The sequence below is a fragment of the Nonomuraea rosea genome, from assembly GCF_039539705.1.
Lineage (GTDB): Bacteria > Actinomycetota > Actinomycetes > Streptosporangiales > Streptosporangiaceae > Nonomuraea > Nonomuraea rosea.
Genome location: NZ_BAABDQ010000067.1, coordinates 1 through 17233 on the forward strand (window position 1 = coordinate 1; position 17233 = coordinate 17233).

Sequence of the window (17233 nt, forward strand, 5' to 3'; positions counted from 1 at the left end):
AGGTGACGGTCTTCCCCGTGATCTCCGGGACGACCGGCGTGGACCGGATCTTCGACGGTGCCGACGACTTCGACCTCGAACTGCTCGACGCCCGGACCTTCGACGGCCACACGCAGGTGCTGACCTACCGGCCGACCCGACACGGTTGATCGACGACGGGCCGGCGTTGAGTCAAGCCGGGATCGCCATCCTCGCCGCGTGCGTGGTGTACACGGGGCTGTGCTCCTGACGTCGACACGTCGCTGCCCGAGACCGGCGGATTCAGATCCCAGTTATTCATGAAGAGCCGCTTTCGGCACCACTCCTCCCTTCTGCTGCCTGCGGCTCCGAAATCTCGTGCTGTCCGCCCACGCCCGCGCCACCGCGGATCACGATCAACGGCTCAAGCATTGAGCCACTCCCTGATGCCCAGGCCGGTCCGCTTGGCGTACCAGCCGGACCACGCCACCAACGCCGGGACCGCGACGACGAGCAGCACTTGGGCCGGCACGACGGCGACATCGACCGGCAGCAGATAGACGATCAGCACCCGGACCACGGAGTCAGCCAGCAGACCCAGGCCCCAGCCGAGCGCGAGGATCCGCATCGCGTGCCGGAACGCCAGACCCTCACGCCAGGCCTGCCGCCAGAACGGCTCACTCGCCGGATTCTTCGCGGTGAGAACGGGCATCAAAAGAAAGTAGACGAGCGGCCGTCCGACCAGGGACACCAGGAACGCGACGCCGAACACGCCGGTAAGCAAGGAGTCCTTGACCAGCACGAAACGACCATCACCGGTCAACAACGACGTCAGCAGCCCCAGCGCGAAGAGTACGAGCACGATGAGCGCCACCGCGTCGACGCGGCGCCGGCGCACCACGCCGATGACGACGCCGATCCCCGAGACCGCGCCTCCAGCGCACAGCGCGAGCGCCGGCGCGACGCCGAAGCCCTGCAGCACGTAGTACACGATGATCGGCAGCGCGATGTCCACGAGCACCGTCACGGTGATGCTCGAACGCTCACGCATCGCGCGCCGCCCGCGCCCGATCGAGGTAGTCGACGAGCTCGGCGTACGCGCTGCCACCATGCCGCAGCCACACGGCGCGGACGCCCGCGTGCGGCCGCGGCTCCCCCTCGTTGAACAGCGCGCTCAGCTCATCCATGCGATCGACGATGGCGCGCACCTCCGGCGCTTCCGCCGGGGTGCCGGCTTCCATCTCAGCCTGCGCCCTGGCGTAGAGCTGCGGCCACTCCACGCCGATGGCGTGCTGCCCGACCACACCCAGGCTCGCGGTGTGCCGGCTCAGCCTGGCGACTTCCTCCTCGCCCAGATGTTCATGGAGCGCCTCCTGACTGAAGGTAGTCTCCTTGATCAGCGGCACCACGTCGATCGTTTCACCGGCGTCGAGCCGCGCCAGCGCGGATACCAGTGTCTCGCGCAGTTGCCTTCCGACCGCGAGCCGGCGCTCGACCTGCCGGAGTTGCTCGGCGAGCACATCCCGCGCGTCGGGCGGCGAGGCGCCGAAGTCCTTGATCTGGTCGAGCCGGAGCCCGAGCCCGCGCAGCGAGATGATCCGGTACAGGGCGACGACATCGGCCTCAAGGTAGACCCGGTGGCCACCGGTGTTGCGCGCCGACGGCTTCAGCAGGCCGATGTGGTCGTAGTGGTGCAGCGTGCGCACGGTCAGTCCGGTTGCCTGCGCGAGCTCGCCGACCCTCCAGCCTCGGTCGTTGGTCATGGAACCACGATGGCACCTGACGTAACGTCAGGTTCAAGCCCGGTCTCTCTTTCGGTACTGCGATATCCCCGAGAACTTCGGGCTGTCACAAGGGCGGGACCCGCCACAGGCGCGCGTCCCCAACGCGCTACACCTAAGTCCCGATCATCCCGAAAGCGGTGAGCATCGATGGACATCTTCGCAAGATCAAGCATGAGAAGCGGCGGCTACCGACTCCTCGCGAGGTCGTTGATCAAGAACGACGGGAACGCGTGGCGGTGGAACGCACCGCTCAGTATCACCCAGACAGCGCCGACCCAGGCGAGCAAGCGTCTGGGGCCTTGCTGTCAGCCTGGGAATCACAGGGACCTTGTCTCGTAGGGGCGATGTCCTGCGGCTAAGGCCGGTCGTGAGTGACCGCGGTTGACCCTTCGTGACCGCCCTTAATAGGACGCTAATGGCACGACAATCAGCCCGCGACCTGGTGTTGCCCGCACGACGCGCGCACAATGACCGCCTTAACCCTCCATAGCCCTCAGGACTGTACGGCGATCATCCCGGAGCCGCCCACTGGAGGCGTAGGTTTGTCTGCCGCTTCCACTAACGTCTAGGCCGTGGCACAGAACCCCGCGCCCCTGAATCAGCTCGTCGCCCTGGTTCCTCCGCCCTCCTCACCGCACTTCGGCACTCGCGGATGGGATGAGCTCTTCGCCGATATCGGGATCCGGCTTCCAGACGACTACGTCGCTTTCATCGAACGCTACGGTAGCTGTCAGTTTGCTCGCTGGCTGGGCGTCGTCGATATGCGTGTGCTCAGCAAAGAGGCCTGGGCTCAACTACCTCACGAGATGGACTATTACCGAGAATGGCGAGAGGACTCCCCCGAAGAGTATTCGCTGGCCATGTGGCCTGAGCCTGGCGGATTCTTCCAGTGGGGTAGCACGATCGACGGTGATGCGATCGGCTGGTTGACCATAGATGGACCTGAAGAGTGGCCTGTGATCGTCGTCCCTCACGACTCTGATCAAGGGCCGGCCATCGCGGAGACCATGACCGAGTGGCTGGTGGGATGGGCCTCCGGTAACCGATATGACAGTAGCGGATTCGCCGAAGGCCACCCGCTGGTGTGCGAAAGATGGTGAGGAGCCTTCTCAATCGCGGCCCGAGTGGCGGGTGCGCGCGAGCACGGCCCCGGACCGCATGCGCAGCGTGCGGCCTGCAAGTTCGAGCCGCGCGGCGGGGCTGGCGCCGCCGCTTTGATCCTTATGAGTGCTAGTCGGCAGCGATCGGCCGAGCCGAATCCGCCCTGGTGCTGCACGATCTCCCTTGCCCACGGATTGCGGTCGCGGTTCGGGGGACGCGCACCTGTGGACGGCGCTTCAAAGCCAGGATTGCAGAGCCGGGTGACCCCTGCCGTCAGTTCCTGCGCTCGTACTTGGCAGACCGAGCACGCCTATCCCGCCCACACTGCTTATTACTGACGGAGGAACCCAGGCTCACCCATGGGCAAGGAGTCCAATCCCCTTACCGCTCCCAGGGTTGGAGCTGCAGTTGGCGGCTTGATTTTGCGGATGTCGGCGATATTGCCCAGGTGGACGATCGGCGCCGCTCAAGGACACCACCCACTGCTCGCCACGTGGTAGATGTTGCCGTCCGCTAGCGCGGTAACCAGGTAGCAGGCGGGTGCGACAGCGCCGTAGGCGCGGGGGGTGCGACAGCGCAGCGGGCGCGGGGGGCGCGGGGGGTGCGCCGTAGGCGCCTAAACGAGAACGCCTGAGCCCCGTGCGCGAAGCGCTTCCGTGTGAAGACCTTTGTTCGGGCCGAAGGCACGCCCCAAGAAGAACGCCCGAGCGGAGCGAGGACCGCTCGGGGCGGGATCCCGCCAGGCAACCACCCAGACGGGCAACGGGTGGGCGGAGCCCGGCCCACCTACACGCGCGAAGGAAGAGGTGGAGCCTAGGAGATTCGAACTCATGACTTCCTGCCTGCAAAGACGCGTGGCGATCTTGACGGCCTGCGAAGACGCAGCTCTACACACTGATCGCGTCCCCCGTGACTCCCCGCAGTTCCCCCATGTTCCCCGCCCCATCGGGCACGTGACGGGCACGACTACAACCGACAGCCCCTGTCTCAGGGGCCTTTCTGACCTTGATCGGCTCCGGTACGCTCCGGCCATGGAAGTCCGCTCCGGGTTCATGAAGGTCATCGCCGGTCTGACGGTAGCGGCTCTGCTGCTGGGCGGGCTCGCGTACATGACCCTGATGACATTCACCGGTCCAGAGTGCACTTCTGAAGAGGAAGACCTGATCACGGTGCTGGCAGCACAGGAGATCCTCACCGCCCACCCGCAAGAGGCCGTGGCCCACGACGCTTACACCGGGTGCTTCCAGGACGACCCGTTCCCCTACGCGGGCACGTTCTACGAGTTCCCCGGCACATGGGAGGAGTACACCTCCTTCTACGAGACGGCGGCCAAAGCGGACGGATGGCGGCCGGTCGTCACCGAAGAACCCGCAACGGACATCTGCTACACCAAGAAGATCGGAAGAGCCAAGGCCTTCCTCACGGTCGGAGGGCACCGCGTGGACGACATCGAGGGATACGGCATCGACATTTCCGCCTCCTATAGTGACGTCCCTGAGAACGGCGGGCTCCTGTGCTGAAGCCGCCTCATGAAAGTGGAGCGACGTCTATACCTTGCGCGGGGTTCTGACCTGCGGCCTTTGGACGCGCACCCGCATGCTCCTCCCCTGCCGGATGCAGCTTGAGCGGTCACCGCGACGGCCAGGCGACTCATGTGCGGCGGCGTGGCGCTGGGGCCAGCGAGTTCGTGCGGTACGGCGGGCGCGGTGGTCGGCGTGGCGGCCCGGTGCTGCTGCCGCCCGGGACCAGCCCCCAGGCCGCACGCCCGGGCGGCGGTAAGCGCCGGGCCACTGTACGGCGACACGGCGCGCCGCCTCTTGACAAGCCATCGGGCACGCAACGGCGCGAGGCCCTGAACAGCCCCACTGAAGATCAAAAGCCCAGGTCGATGACCTGGGCTTTTGTATGCGTGGAGCCTAGGAGATTCGAACTCCTGACTTCCTGCTTGCAAAGCAGGCGCTCTGCCAACTGAGCTAAGGCCCCTTCGACGAAGATAGCTTACCGGGCCGAAGAGGCTATCTGCGTCGTCCCCAGGTCGTCGCTCAGCACCAGGCTCGGGAAGTCGGCGATCGAGTCGAGGATGTGGGTCGCGCCGCCCTTGAGTAGGCGCTCCCTGCTGTGGACGCCGGTCATCACGCCCGCCACGATCGATGCGCCGGCGCGTTTGCCGCAGAGCATGTCGCTTTCCGAGTCGCCGATGACCGCCACGTTGCGTACGTCCTCCACGCCGAGCCGGAGCACCGCGTGCAGGACCATGTCCGGCCAGGGGCGGCCGCGGCCGCCGGCGTCCTCTGGGCAGATGGCCAGGTCGATCTTGTCGTGCCAGCCGAGCATGCTCAGGACGCGGCTCAGGGTGGTCCGGCTGAAGCCGGTGATCAGGGCGAGCTTGATGCCGGTGCCGCGGAGTTTGTCGAGGACCTCCAGGACTCCGGGCACGGGGACGAGACCTGCACGCTCCAGCGCACCTTCATAGGAGCGCTCGAACGTCAGGTTCGCCGCCTGGGCCTGGGCTTCGTTTCCAGGGAAGATCCCGCGGAAGACATCGATCTTGGGGCAGCCCCGGGACCGGTGCACGTGAACCATGGCACGTGCGTACGCTCCGGTCCCGGGCACTATGCCCTGAGTCGCGATCGCCTCGGCGAATGCGCGCTCGACCATGGCGATGTCACCGACTGTGGTGCCTGCCAGGTCCAGGCACGCCAGCTTGATGGGGATGATGTCACTCATCGCCTCGCCGGTCGGTTAGTTCTCGCTGCCGGTCGCCTCGGTCCAGAGATCGAGCTCTGCGCGGTCGGCCTGCACCTTACGCCAGATCAGCAACCCCCCAAGGGCGATCAGCGCCAGAACGAGCAGCTTCTTCACGGTGTGACCCCACTTCTTCGACGGCCTCACCTGCCGGGGTGAGACCCAACGGTTGACATGCAGCCTAGCAAGGGTTGGCTGCGGTCCCTGTGTTGTGCACGGACCAGATGTGCGGAATGTGCGGAGAACGAGCGATGGACGAGCGTTCCGCCCCTGGTGGGGGCGCTATACCCGTCCGATCTTGGACAGCGAGCCCGGCTTTCAGGCTCCGGTGCGAAGTACGTTTGGCTTCGGTGCGTTCCGGTTCGAGGCCGGGGTTGTTCAAGGGTCGTAAGGGCTTCAGGTGTTGGGTTGATTGTTGTGTTCCAGGTGGCCGGTCGGTTCGTGGCGGTTGCCGACGTCCCCGACCTCATCTGGACAACATCTCGATCATGCCGCATATCCCGCCGAGATGCGTGAAGGCGAGGGTTTGGTTTCGGGAGGTCAGGGCGTCCGGAGTCTTCTGGAAGTGCAGGTTTGTTCTGGAGGTGCGGGTTTGTTCCGATGCGCAGGGTCGCCGTGCTCGCTGCTGTTCGGTGAACGTTCTCCGTGCGACCCGCGTACCTGGACGTGTGAGCTTAATCTCATCGGTGGCTGAGGAGATCGGCGAGGTGGCGGGGGTGACTTCCGTGGAGGTGGAGGTGGAGGTGGAGGTGGACGTGGAGGTGGAGGTGGACGTGGAGGTGGAGGTGGACGTGGCCGATGTCGGCGCCGCCGTTCAAGAGGCCGGGCCGGCGGGCCGGTCATGAATGCGGCTGCCAGGCTTGGCACCTATGCCCTGGGGCTGGCCGTGATCTTCGGGGGCGCCGTGGGGGCGGGGCGGATCGCGAATCCGGCGCAAGAGCCCGCGCAGCAGGCCAGTGGCGAACAAGCGGCAGGGGTAGGGGCGGCGGGGCACGGTGACCACAGCGGGCATGCCGCACAACCGGTGAAGGCCGTTACACCCGGTGGGCTCCAGGTGTCGCAGGACGGCTACACGCTTAATCCGCTCACCACGATGGTCAGCACCGGGACCCCCTCGGACTTCAAGTTCACCGTGACGGGCCCCGACGGCAAGCCGGTCACCGCCTATCAGGTCGAGCACGACAAGAAGCTCCACTTCATCGTCGCCTCCCGCGACCTGACGAGCTTCCAGCACGTACACCCCGCCATGGCTCCCGACGGCACCTGGTCGGTACGGCTGACGCTGCCGAAGCCGGGCACGTACCGCGCGTTCGCCGACTTCATCCCCACCGGCGGCGGGAAGCTGACGCTCGGCGCGGATCTGCAGGTCGCGGGTGACTTCCGGCCCGAGCCGCTGCCCCATGTCAGCCGTACGGCCACGGTCGGCGACTACACGGTCAACCTCGCGGGAGACCTGGTACCCGGTCGGGCCAGCAAGCTCACGCTCACGGTCAGCAAGGGCGGCGAGCCGGTGACGGACCTCCAGCCGTACCTCGGCGCCTTCGGCCACCTGGTCGCGTTGCGCGCCGGGGACCTCGCCTATCTGCACGTGCACCCGGAAGACGGCGGTAAGGCGGGACCGGAGATCACCTTCCAAGCGGAGGCGCCGAGTGGCGGCGACTACCGGCTGTTCCTCGACTTCCGGCACGATGACCAGGTGCGTACGGCGGGTTTCACCGCCACGGCCACCCTGTCCGACGGGCACGCTCCGTCCCCGACCCACGACCACAGCCACTGACACGCATTCCGGCCATCGTGGCTGAGGTGATCTACGAGGTGCCGGGCGAAGGACGTGCCGGGCGAAGGACGTGCCGGGCGAAGGAAGAAGGCTTAGGCATGTCCTTGCTGGGCAACAGGGCGTTCGCGTAGTGCCCATCGCACGGCCGGGGCCATCGCGGCGCCCGCCGTCGCGAACGCCGCCCCGAGCAGCAGCCAGCCCAGCGTCCCGCCCCCGAGCACGAGCGTGGTCAGGACGACGGGCCCGAGCATCCTGGCCACGGCCACGCCCGTACCGAAGAACGCCTGGTACTGGCCCTGCCTGTCGTCCGGCGCGAGCCCGAAGCTGATCTCCCAGGCCCCCGCGGCCAGCAGCAGCTCGCTGCCGACCTGCAGGAGTGCGGCCACGAGCAGGAACACCCACCCGTACGGGCTGAGCGCGAACACCGCGCAGGCCGCGAACATCACCAGCCCCGCATACCGTACGGACACCGACGCGTCGCGCAGGTTCTGCACCCGCCGGGCCACCCGTACCTGGAACAACACCACGCCGCCCGTGTTGACCAGCAGCAGGACGGAGACCATCCAGGTGGGAGCCGAGGTACGGGTGGCGATCCAGAGCGGCACGATCAGGCTGAGCAGCGGCATGTAGAACAGCAGCACCGCGTTGATCAGGGTGACGAGCGCGTAGGGGCGGTCCCTGAGCACCGCCAGCCTGGGCCCGGCGACGGAGGACACGGCCGGCACGGCGGGGAGTCTGAGCAGCAGGGCGGCGGCGGCGAGAAAGCTCAGTGCGTCGAGCGCGAACAGCGCCAGATACGCGGGCCGGCTGTCGAGGTGCAGCGCCAGGCCGCCCAGCGCGGCGCCGACGGCCAGGCCGCCGTTGAGCGTGGCCTGGAGGAGCGCCCGCACCGCGGTGCGCTGCGCCGGCTCGATCAGCCCGGCCAGCAGCGCCTGCCGGGCCGCCGCCAGGCCGGTCTGCGCGGTCCCGTAGAGGCAGGCGACCAGCACGAACAGCCCGAACGAGCGGACGAACATGAACGAGCCGACCGCCGTCGCCGTCGTCAGCGCGAGGAGCACGGCGACGCCACGCGGGCCGCGCCGGTCGGCCAGGTGCCCCAGCGGTACGCCGGCCACCGTGCCGACCGCCCAGCCCAGCGTGAGGCCGAGGCCGATCTCGGTGGCCGGCAGGCCGACGATCCTGGCGAAGTAGAACGCGGAGGTGACGAGGTAGACGCCGTCGCCGAGCGAGTTCACAAGCTGCGCTTGTACCAGGATCTGCCGATTTTTCATGACTTGTGGGACTCTGGGGTCATCCGTGTGGCGACACCCATCCGGTTCCAGGCGTTGATCGCGGCCACGGCCACGACGAGCGCGGCCAGCTCCACCTCGCTGAAGACGGCGGCGGCCCGCTCCCAGACCTCGTCCGTGACGTCGTCCGTGGTAAGCCTGGTGGCGGCCTCGGTGAAGGCCAGGGCGGCGCGCTCCTGCTCGGTGAAGAACGGCGCCTCGCGCCAGACCGCGACCCCGTGCAGGCGGGCGTCGCTCTCCCCCGCCTGCTTGGCGTCCGAGCTGTGCATGTCCACGCAGTAGACGCAGCCGTTGAGCTGGCTGGCGCGCAGCCGTACCAGCTCCAGAAGGGGCTTGGGCAGGGTGCTGCGGGCGACGAACCCGTCCAGCCCGGCCATCCCCTTGTACGCCTCGTGGGCCAGCGATCCGAGATCCATGCGTTCTGTCATGCACCCATCTTGGATCCCACCTTGTCCCGATATAAGCTCCAATTTCCGGCTAGATGATTGGGCCAAGATGGACGTTCACATCAGCCTCGGCGGCCGGGGTGACCTGGCCGCACAGGTCTACCGGCAACTGCTCGACGCCATACTCGACGGCCGGCTCAGGTCGGGCGAGCGGCTGCCCCCGACCAGAGAGCTGGCGAGCCGGCTGGAGATCTCCAGGAACACGGTCGCGCTCGCCTACGACCGCCTGGTCGCCGACGGGTTCCTGGTGGGGAGGGCGGGGGCGGGGACGTTCGTGTCGGCGGAGCCGGTGCGCGGCAGGGCCGCCCCGAAGGGCGTCGTACGGCCCAGAGCGGTCTGGCGGCAGATCGAGGAGCCGCGGCCGGTGCCGCCCGTCGCGTACGACTTCCGGGTCGGCGTGCCGGACCCGCGCCTGTTCCCGATGGAGACGTGGCGCCGGCTCGTGGCCCGCGAGCTGCGGGTGAGCGCCGCCGGGTACGGCGAGCCGTCCGGCTACGCACCCTTAAGAGAGGCTATTTCGCGGCATATCGGCATCAGTCGCTCGGTCCATGCCGGCCCCGACGACGTGCTGATCACAAACGGCGCCCAGCAGGCCCTCGACCTCGTCGGCCGCGTCCTGATCGAGCCGGGCGCCTGCGTGGCCGTCGAAGAGCCCGGCTACCCGCCCGCCCGCGAGCTGTTCCGCTCACTCGGCGCCCGCGTGGCCGGCGTCCCCGTGGACGCCGAGGGCCTGGTCGTCGAGGCCATCCCCGGCTCCGCCCGGATCGTGTACGTGACCCCTTCGCACCAGTTCCCCCTGGGCACGCCCATGTCGCTGGCCCGCCGCGCCGCCCTGCTGGCCTGGGCCGAGCGCCGCAACGCCGTCGTGATCGAGGACGACTACGACAGCGAGTTCCGGTTCGGCGAGCGCCCCCTCGAACCCCTCCAGAGCCTCGACCGCGCGGGCCGCGTCATCTACGTCGGCTCGTTCTCCAAGACCCTGCTCCCGATGCTCAGGCTCGGCTTCCTGGTCGCGCCCGCCTCGCTGGGACCCGCGCTGCGCGCGGCCAAGCGGCTCTCCGACTGGCACGGCGAGCTGCCCACGCAGGCGGCGCTGGCCCGTTTCATCGACGAAGGGCTGCTGGCCAGGCACATCAGGAAGGCGACCCGCGAGTACGCCGCCCGGCACGCCCTGATCGCCGAGACGCTGGCCGGTGACGACCGCCTGGACCTGATCCCCTCGACGGCCGGACTGCACCTGTGCGCCCGGCTCTGCCCCGGCGTGTCCGTACGGCCGATGCCGGGCCTGGCGGTGGAGCGGCTGGAGGCGTACTGCGGGGAGAACCCGGCGCAGCCCGGCATCGTCCTGGGCTACGGCGCGATCACGCAAGAGGCCATCCCCGGAGGACTCCGGCAGCTCAGGTCAGGGATGTCGGCGGGACCAGAACCGGCGCGCCCGCTCCCCTGACAGCTGCGGATCGTCGGGCGGCGACGGCTGTTGCACGATCACGACGGTGGTCCTCGCGTGACGCGCGCAGTACATGCTGGTGGAAGGCAGGAACATCCGGCTCATCACGCCGCGCCGCCCCCTCCCGAGCACCAGCAGGTCGCCTTCGCGGGCCAGATCCACGAGGTGGTAGCCGGGGTCGCCGACCTTGCCGACCATGGCCGTCGTCAGATCCTCCGGCACCCCGCCCGCCACGTCGTCGAACACACCGGTGATCACCTCGGTGCAGCGCGCCTCCTCGCCCAGCCTGACGGCGTGCTGCACGGGCAGCGCCTCGGGGAAGGGATGGACGGGCGCGCGACTGACATGCACGGCCACCAGAGCCATCCGGTGCAGCCTGGCCGCGCCGATGGCCCAGGCAAGCGCCCAGCGTGAGGCCGGGGACTCGTCCACCCCCACGATCAGCCTCACACCTCCGGGCAGTTCCTGTTCCACGGTGCCTCCTGTTGAGAAGTACGACCATAGTGCGCCCACCGGCCGGTTACCGGGAGGTGGCAATTTGCGAACTCTGGAGTCCCTCAGGCGGCCCGGCGTAGCATGCGGGGGTGGAACGAGGGTGGGTGCGCTCCCGTCCCGCCCTCGACCGGCGGCTCGACGGAGCGCTTACGCACAGGCTCACCTCACTGGTGGCCGCCACGGGCTACGGGAAGTCGACCGCGCTGGCCGGTTGGAGCGCGGACGTGGGCGCGGTGCTGCACCGGCTCGGGCCCGCCGACCGAGACCTCCCCACGCTGGCCGGAGCGGTGGCCGCCGCGCTGTCCGCCAAGGTGCCCGGGCTGCCCGCCGACCTGGTCACCACCGCGCAGGCGCCCCTCGGACCCGACGCGGACGAGCTGTCCAGGGCCGCGGCGCTGGCGGGCGCGCTGGCCGAGTCGCTGACCAGGCGGCTGCGGCGCGGGCTGGCGCTGGTGTTCGACGGCATCGACGCGATCGCGGGCGCGCCGGGCTCCGTACGATACGTGGAGACCCTGGTCCGCGTCGCGCCCCGGCATCTGCACCTGGTCATGGCCGCGCGGGCGCCGCTGCCGTTCCCGACCGCCCGGCTGCGCCAGGACCACGAGGTGCTCGACCTCGACGCCACCGACCTCGCCCTCACCCAGGAGGAGACCGCCGCCTGGGCGCGCGAGCTGCTCGGCGAGCCCGGCTCGGCGGTCGCGGGGGCGCTGCACGAGGCCTGTGGCGGCTGGCCCGCCGCCGTACGGGCCGCGCTGGACGCCCTGGCCCGCGAGGATCCCCGTACGTGGCGGCGCACGGCGGCCGGGCTGGCGGCGAACTCGGCCACCCTCGAACGCCTCACCCTGGCCGCCTTCAACGACCTGCCCGCCGGCATGCGCGACCTGCTGCGGGCCGCCACCGTGCTGCCCGTGCTGACCGCCGGGCTGAGCGCCACGCTCGGCGCGCCGCCCGGCACGCTCGGCTCGCTGACCAGCCGCGGTCTCTTCCTCGAAGCCGGGGCCCAGCCCTTCGGCCAGGACGAACAGGACGGCCATCGCCTGACGCAGACCAGCAGGCACGTGCTGGCCAGGCACGCCCCGCTCGACCGGCACGAGGCCCATGACATCGCGGCGGTCGCCGCCCGCTGGTACGTCGAGCACGACCAGCCCGAGCTGGCCCTGCGCGCGGCCGTCGCCACCGGGCACCCCGTGCTCGCGATCTCGCTCCTCGACGCCCACGGCCTGCGCCTGGCCGAGCGCGGTGACGTGATCGCCGCGCTGGAGCTGCTGCCCGAGGCCGCCAGACGCTCGCCGCCGATGCTCAAGCTGGCCGGCATCGCCGAGCAGAACCGCGGCGACTGGGGCCGCGCCCGCGACCTGCTCGCCCAGGCCGCCGAGGGCCCCGCCTTCGACGCGTTCGTGGCCAGACGGCTGGGTCTCATCCACCACCTGCGCGGCGACCTCGACGCGGCCATCGCCCTGTACGCCCGCGGCCACGAGTACGGCCTCCCGCCCGCCGACGCCGCCATGTGCGCCGCCTCCACCGCGTCCGTGCTCTGGCTCAAGGGCGACAGGGCGGCCTGCGCCGAGCTCGCGGACCAGGCGCTCGACCAGGCCAGGAGCATCGGCGACCCGAGTGCGCTGGCGATGGCGAACACGGTGCTGGCCATGCTCGCCGCCCTCGACGGCGACCGCCGCGCGAACGACGCCCACTACCTCAGAGCCTTGGAGTACGCCGACCGGGCCGGCGACGCCGTCCAGCTCATCCGGATCCACGCCAACCGGGCCTCCCACTACCTGGACGAGGGCGACTACACCAGCGCCCTGGCCGAGACGGAGATCGCGGGCCGGCTGTCGGACCTGGTGTCGTTCGCCCCCTACGCCGCCCTGAACATCGCCAACCGCGCCAAGGCCCTGATCGGCCTCGGCCGCCTGGAGGAGGCCGCCACCGAGGCCGCCGACGCGGTGGCCAGGTGGGAGGCGATGGGCTCCAGGCTGGTCGGCTCCGCCCTGAACAGGCTGGCCGCCATTCACGCGCTGCGCGGCGACCGCAGGGCGGCGGCGGCCATCTACCGGCGGGTGATCGCGGACGCGGCCCCCACCGGCGAGGTCCAGTCGCTGTCGAACGCGCTCAACGGGCTCGCCGAGCTGCTGGCCGGCGAGGATCCCGACGAGGCCGCGCGTGTCGCGGAGCAGGCGCTCAAGCACGCGGAGGGCATCGCGGGCGTGACCGCGAGAGTGGTGGGCGCCCGCGTGGCGCTGGCCGGGGGCCGGCCGGACGACGCCAGGGCGCTGCTCGACGAGACCGAGCCGGTCGCCGTGCGCCGCAGGGACCACGCGGCCCAGGCCGCCATCGCCGAGGTGCGGGCCGAGCTCGGCGGCGACGTCGCGGCGGCCGACGAGGCGGTGCGCCGGTGGACGCTGCTCGGCGACCCGATCGGGCAGGCCAGGGCCGAGCTGGTACGCGCCGCGCTGGCCGATCCCGGCACCGGCGGCGAGACGGCCGTCAGGGTGCGCGAGCACATGCACGCGATCGGCTGCCGGGCGCTGGACGGCAGGATCGACGCGCTGCTCGCCCGCGCCGCGCCCGCCCCGGGGACCGCGGTGGTCGTCGAGACCATGGGAACGTTCCGGTTGCTGCGGGGCACGGTGCCCGTCTCGCGTACGGCGTGGCAGTCGCGCAAGGCCCGTGACCTGCTGAAGATCCTCATCAGCCGCAGGGGCGCGGGGATCAGCAGGGAGCGCCTGGTCGAGATCCTCTGGCCCGACCAGGAGGGCGAGGCGGTCGGCCTGCGGCGGCTCAACGTCATGGTGTCCACGCTGCGTGCGGTGCTCGACCCCGGCCGCGAGCGGCCCGCGGACGCGATCGTGGTCTCAGACGAGGGCGCGTTGCGGCTCGACCTGTCCAACATCAACGTCGATGTCGAGAAATTTCTTGATCTGGTGGCTGGGGCCGCCCGGCTCGACCAGGCCGGCCGGACGGCCGAGGCGCTGGAACGGTGGGCGGCGGCCGAGAGCGCGTACGGCGGGGAGTTCTGCGAGGAGGACCCGTACGCGGACTGGGCCGTGGGGCTGCGCGAGCAGGCGCGGCTGGCGTACGTGCAGGCGGCGGCCAGGCTGGCCGGCGCGCGGACCGCCGAGGGCCGCCACGACGACGCCGCCCGCCTCTGGCTGCGGCTGCTCGAACGCGACCGTTACGACGAGCGCGCCCATCTCGGGCTGGTGCGGGTGCTCGACCTGGCGGGCCGCCGCGGCGACGCGCGCAGGCGCTATCAGCTGTACGCGGAACGCATGCGTGAGCTGGAGGTCGAGCCCGCGCCCTACCCCACCTGAACCAGACCTGAACCGACCGGCGAGATGGTGACCAGATGAGAACGGTCATCGTCCGGCTGGTCGAGCCCGAGCAATCCGGCGGCCAGCTCCGCGGGCTGCTCGAAGAGGTGGGCGGCGAGCCGGTCGCGTTCAGCGGGACCGAGGCGATCGTCGACCTGCTGCTCACCGCGGCGGGGCTGAAGCGAGATCCGGCCTGAACCTCCCGCGAACCTCCGTCGCCACCATGGGTGATGAGAGGAGGCGCGATGAGCGAGCAGGGGAGCTGTTGGCCGTTCGTCGGCCGTGGGGGGCCGCTCGGGACCGTGCGCCAGGCGTTGCGGTCGGGGGCGGGCGTGATGATCGCCGGCGCGGCGGGTGTGGGCAAGAGCAGGCTGGCGGCGCAGGCGCTGGCCGGGCTGGACGGCTACGAGGTCGTACGGGCGCTGGGCACGGAGACGGCGTCGATGATCCCGTTCGGCGCGTTCGCGCACGTGCTGACCGGGCCGCCGCAGGGCGGCGAGAACCTGCTGCGCTGGGCGGCCAGGCATCTGCGGGCCCGCGCTCGCGGCGCGGAGCTGCTGGTGAGCGTGGACGACGCGCACCGGCTGGACCCGGCCTCGGCGGCGCTGGTGCACTATCTGGCGGGCAGCGGCGCGGCCAGGCTGCTGGTGACGGTCGGGTCGGGCGAGCCGCAGCCGCCTCCCGTGGCCGCGCTGTGGAAGGACGAGCTGCTCGCCAGGATCGAGCTGCCGCCGCTGAACGGGCGCGAGGTCGGGCTGGTGCTCGCGGGGGCGCTCGGGGGCGAGGTGGCCGCGGCGACCGTACGGCATCTGGCTCGGGTCAGCGCGGGGAACGTGCTCTACCTGCGCGAGATCGTGCACGCGGGGCGGACCACGGGCCGGCTCGCCGAGCGGGACGGGCAGTGGCGGTGGCAGGGCGAGCTGGCCGTGACCACCAGGCTGCGCGAGCTGGTCGGCGCCCGGATCGGGCATCTCGACCAGGACGAGCGCGAGGTGCTGGAGCTGGTGGCGTTCGGGGAGCCGCTGGAGACCGAGCTGCTGGTGTCGCTGACGTCCGCGCAGGCGGTCGAACGGGTGGAGGAGCGCGGCCTGGTCACCGCTGTACCGGATGGTGAGCGGCCCGCCGCCGGCACGCGTGCGCACCTGCGTCTCGGGCATCCGCTCTACGGCGAGGTGGTTCGCGGCGACTGCGGGACGCTGCGGACGCGGCGGCGGCTGCGGATGCTGGCCGGCGCGCTGGAGTCGAGCGGGCTGCGGCGGCGCGAGGACGAGCTGCGGGCGGCCGTGTGGCTGCTGGACAGCGGCTCGGCCGCCGCGCCCGGCACGCTCGTCTCGGCCGCGCGGCTGGCCTGGGCCAGGCAGGATCCCCGGCTGGCCGAGCGGCTGGCCAGGGCCGCGATCGACGCGGGGGCGGGCGTGTCCGCGGTCGCGCTGCTCGGCGAGGTGCTCATGGTGCTGGGCGACGCGGACTCGGCGCTGGCCGCGCTGCGGCGCGCGGCCAGGGACGCGGTCACCGAGGGCGAACGTGCCCAGCACGCGCTCAGCCTGGGCATCAACCTCGCGTGGGCGGGCGCGGACGCCGAGGCGTGCCGGGTGCTCGACGTGGCCGCGCGTACGCTGACCGAGCCAGGATGGCGGCAGGAGGCGCACGTCTACCGTGCGGTCGCCGACAGTTTCGCCGGGCGGCTGACCGGTGCGGCGCGGTCGCTGGTGCGGGCCCGTTCGTCCGGGCCGATGACGGTACGCGGCGACGCGCACGCGGCGTCCATGGAGGCGTGGGTCGCGGCGTACTCGGGGCGGACCGAGCGCAGCCTGGAGATCTCCGAGCGGGCGCTGGCCGGCGTGGCGGACTGGCGGGACGAGGCGCCGCACGCGCTGCCGACGTTCCTGGACGCGTTGTGCGCGGCGCAGACGTTCTCCGGGCGGCTGGGGGCGGCGGCGCGGACCGCGGAGCGCGGCATGGGGCTGCCCGCGGCCGAGCTGTCGGTGTCCGGGTTCGGGGCGTATCGGGCGCTGGTCAGCAGGCTGCGCGGCGACGCCGAGGGCGCGCTGCGCTGGTGCGCGGACGACATGGCCAGGCTTCCGGTACGCGAGCCGTACCTGGGCCGGTGCGCGGCCGAGCAGGCGCACGCGCTGGCGCTGCTGGGCCGGACGGCGCAGGCCAGACAGGCGCTCGCCGAGGCCGGCGAGCTGGCGTCCAGGTGGGCGTTCACCCGCCAGGTCGCGTCGCAGGCCGCGGTCTGGGTCGCGGCGGCGGGCGGCGACCTTCCCGGGGCGCTGCGCCTGTGCCTGGCCTCTGCCGACCATGCGGAGCGGCACGAGCTGCTCGGCAATCTGATGTTCGCGCTGCACGATCTGGTGCGGCTCGGAGCGCCGGAGGCGGCGGCGGACCGGCTCTCCGCGCTGGCGGAGCGGATGGAGGGAACGCTGGCGCCGCTGCTGGCCAGGCACGCGCGGGCCATGGGGAGTCCGGACGAGCTGCGGGTCGTGGCGGGCGAGTTCGAGCGGAGGGGTCTGGTGCTGTACGCGGCCGAGGCCACCGCCCAGGAGGCGGCCGCCCATCGGGACGCGGGGCGCGGCACCCTGGCCAGGGGCGCGCAGACCAGGGCGTGGGCGCTGGCCAAGCTCTGCCCGGGGGTCTCGACTCCCGCGCTGGTCGAGCTGGCCACGCCCGCGCTCACGCCGCGCCAGCGGGAGATCGTCCAGCTCGCCGCCGCCGGGCTGACGAACAGGCAGATCGCCGACCGGCTGACGCTGTCCACCAGGACGGCGGCCAACCATCTGCAGGCCGCTTACGAGAAGCTCGGGGTGAACGACCGCACGCAGGTGGGCCGCCTGCTGACCGCCCTCTGAGCCGCTGTACAGGGGCCCGGCTGGAGGA

The 17233-nt window shown here is 71.0% G+C and carries 15 protein-coding genes and 1 tRNA gene; 8 read left to right on the top strand and 8 right to left on the bottom strand.

The annotated features are described in order from the left end of the window. Window positions 1-382 precede the first annotated feature (382 nt). Both ABEA43_RS64265 and ABEA43_RS64270 read right to left on the bottom strand, forming a co-directional pair. Complete coding sequence (locus ABEA43_RS64265; protein ID WP_345579578.1) at window positions 383-985, bottom strand: VC0807 family protein; 603 nt, start codon at window positions 983-985, stop codon at window positions 383-385. Window positions 986-1001: 16 nt separating this feature from the next. Continuing rightward, complete coding sequence (locus ABEA43_RS64270; RefSeq protein WP_345579585.1) at window positions 1002-1721, bottom strand: MerR family transcriptional regulator; 720 nt, start codon at window positions 1719-1721, stop codon at window positions 1002-1004. A gap of 593 nt (window positions 1722-2314) precedes the next feature. Here ABEA43_RS64270 and ABEA43_RS64275 point away from each other — a divergent pair. After that, window positions 2315-2842 (top strand): SMI1/KNR4 family protein, encoded by a 528-nt coding sequence (locus ABEA43_RS64275; RefSeq protein ID WP_345579588.1) that lies wholly within the window; start codon window positions 2315-2317, stop codon window positions 2840-2842. Window positions 2843-3874: 1032 nt separating this feature from the next. Further along, entirely contained in the window at window positions 3875-4363 is a 489-nt protein-coding gene (locus tag ABEA43_RS64280) for a hypothetical protein (protein ID WP_345579591.1), read from the top strand. A gap of 390 nt (window positions 4364-4753) precedes the next feature. Here the strand turns inward: ABEA43_RS64280 and ABEA43_RS64285 are convergent. From ABEA43_RS64285 to ABEA43_RS64295, 3 genes are all read right to left on the bottom strand, one after another. Continuing rightward, a tRNA-Ala gene (locus tag ABEA43_RS64285) sits at window positions 4754-4826 on the bottom strand. Window positions 4827-4841: 15 nt separating this feature from the next. Continuing rightward, window positions 4842-5570 carry an HAD-IA family hydrolase gene (locus ABEA43_RS64290; protein WP_345579594.1) on the bottom strand — a complete coding sequence of 243 codons (729 nt, stop codon included), beginning with the start codon at window positions 5568-5570 and terminating at the stop codon, window positions 4842-4844. A 15-nt stretch (window positions 5571-5585) separates the two neighbouring features. After that, a complete protein-coding gene (locus ABEA43_RS64295) occupies window positions 5586-5705 on the bottom strand; it encodes a DLW-39 family protein (protein ID WP_020542320.1) in 120 nt (39 codons plus the stop codon). 569 nt (window positions 5706-6274) lie between these two features. Here ABEA43_RS64295 and ABEA43_RS64300 point away from each other — a divergent pair. Both ABEA43_RS64300 and ABEA43_RS64305 read left to right on the top strand, forming a co-directional pair. Then, a complete protein-coding gene (locus tag ABEA43_RS64300) occupies window positions 6275-6433 on the top strand; it encodes a hypothetical protein (protein ID WP_345579597.1) in 159 nt (52 codons plus the stop codon). After that, window positions 6430-7365, top strand: a complete 936-nt coding sequence (locus ABEA43_RS64305; RefSeq protein ID WP_345579600.1) for a hypothetical protein — start codon at window positions 6430-6432, stop codon at window positions 7363-7365. Before ABEA43_RS64300 ends, ABEA43_RS64305 begins: the two co-directional genes overlap by 4 nt. Before the next feature lie 92 nt (window positions 7366-7457). Here ABEA43_RS64305 and ABEA43_RS64310 read toward each other — a convergent pair whose 3' ends face one another. After that, window positions 7458-8636, bottom strand: a complete 1179-nt coding sequence (locus tag ABEA43_RS64310) for an MFS transporter (protein WP_345579603.1) — start codon at window positions 8634-8636, stop codon at window positions 7458-7460. After that, complete coding sequence (locus ABEA43_RS64315) at window positions 8633-9082, bottom strand: carboxymuconolactone decarboxylase family protein (RefSeq protein WP_345579606.1); 450 nt, start codon at window positions 9080-9082, stop codon at window positions 8633-8635. The genes ABEA43_RS64310 and ABEA43_RS64315 overlap by 4 nt, the downstream gene beginning before the upstream one ends. A gap of 67 nt (window positions 9083-9149) precedes the next feature. On the opposite strand from ABEA43_RS64315, the gene pdxR reads away from it, so the two are divergent. Next, complete coding sequence (gene pdxR, locus ABEA43_RS64320; protein ID WP_345579609.1) at window positions 9150-10547, top strand: MocR-like pyridoxine biosynthesis transcription factor PdxR; 1398 nt, start codon at window positions 9150-9152, stop codon at window positions 10545-10547. Here pdxR and ABEA43_RS64325 read toward each other — a convergent pair. Further along, entirely contained in the window at window positions 10503-11021 is a 519-nt protein-coding gene (locus ABEA43_RS64325; RefSeq protein WP_345579612.1) for a universal stress protein, read from the bottom strand. The two genes, pdxR and ABEA43_RS64325, sit on opposite strands and share 45 nt — an antisense overlap. A 110-nt stretch (window positions 11022-11131) precedes the next feature. Between ABEA43_RS64325 and ABEA43_RS64330 the strand changes: the two genes are divergently transcribed. From ABEA43_RS64330 to ABEA43_RS64340, 3 genes are read left to right on the top strand one after another with little or no spacing between them, the layout of a single operon-like run. Continuing rightward, on the top strand, window positions 11132-14353 hold the full coding sequence (locus ABEA43_RS64330; protein WP_345579615.1) for an AfsR/SARP family transcriptional regulator: 3222 nt from the start codon (window positions 11132-11134) through the stop codon (window positions 14351-14353). A 35-nt stretch (window positions 14354-14388) separates the two neighbouring features. Then, entirely contained in the window at window positions 14389-14550 is a 162-nt protein-coding gene (locus ABEA43_RS64335; RefSeq protein WP_345579618.1) for a hypothetical protein, read from the top strand. Window positions 14551-14598: 48 nt separating this feature from the next. Further along, complete coding sequence (locus ABEA43_RS64340) at window positions 14599-17205, top strand: LuxR C-terminal-related transcriptional regulator (protein WP_345579621.1); 2607 nt, start codon at window positions 14599-14601, stop codon at window positions 17203-17205. Window positions 17206-17233: the final 28 nt, after the last annotated feature.

Coding starts and splice junctions, on each gene's coding strand:
- ABEA43_RS64335 (WP_345579618.1), top strand. CDS start 14,389: ATGAGAACGGTCATCGTCCGGCTGGTCGAGCCCGAGCAATCCGGCGGC.
- ABEA43_RS64280 (WP_345579591.1), top strand. CDS start 3,875: ATGGAAGTCCGCTCCGGGTTCATGAAGGTCATCGCCGGTCTGACGGTA.
- ABEA43_RS64270 (WP_345579585.1), bottom strand. CDS start 1,721: ATGACCAACGACCGAGGCTGGAGGGTCGGCGAGCTCGCGCAGGCAACC.
- pdxR (WP_345579609.1), top strand. CDS start 9,150: ATGGACGTTCACATCAGCCTCGGCGGCCGGGGTGACCTGGCCGCACAG.
- ABEA43_RS64315 (WP_345579606.1), bottom strand. CDS start 9,082: ATGACAGAACGCATGGATCTCGGATCGCTGGCCCACGAGGCGTACAAG.
- ABEA43_RS64310 (WP_345579603.1), bottom strand. CDS start 8,636: ATGAAAAATCGGCAGATCCTGGTACAAGCGCAGCTTGTGAACTCGCTC.
- ABEA43_RS64305 (WP_345579600.1), top strand. CDS start 6,430: ATGAATGCGGCTGCCAGGCTTGGCACCTATGCCCTGGGGCTGGCCGTG.
- ABEA43_RS64290 (WP_345579594.1), bottom strand. CDS start 5,570: ATGAGTGACATCATCCCCATCAAGCTGGCGTGCCTGGACCTGGCAGGC.
- ABEA43_RS64340 (WP_345579621.1), top strand. CDS start 14,599: ATGAGCGAGCAGGGGAGCTGTTGGCCGTTCGTCGGCCGTGGGGGGCCG.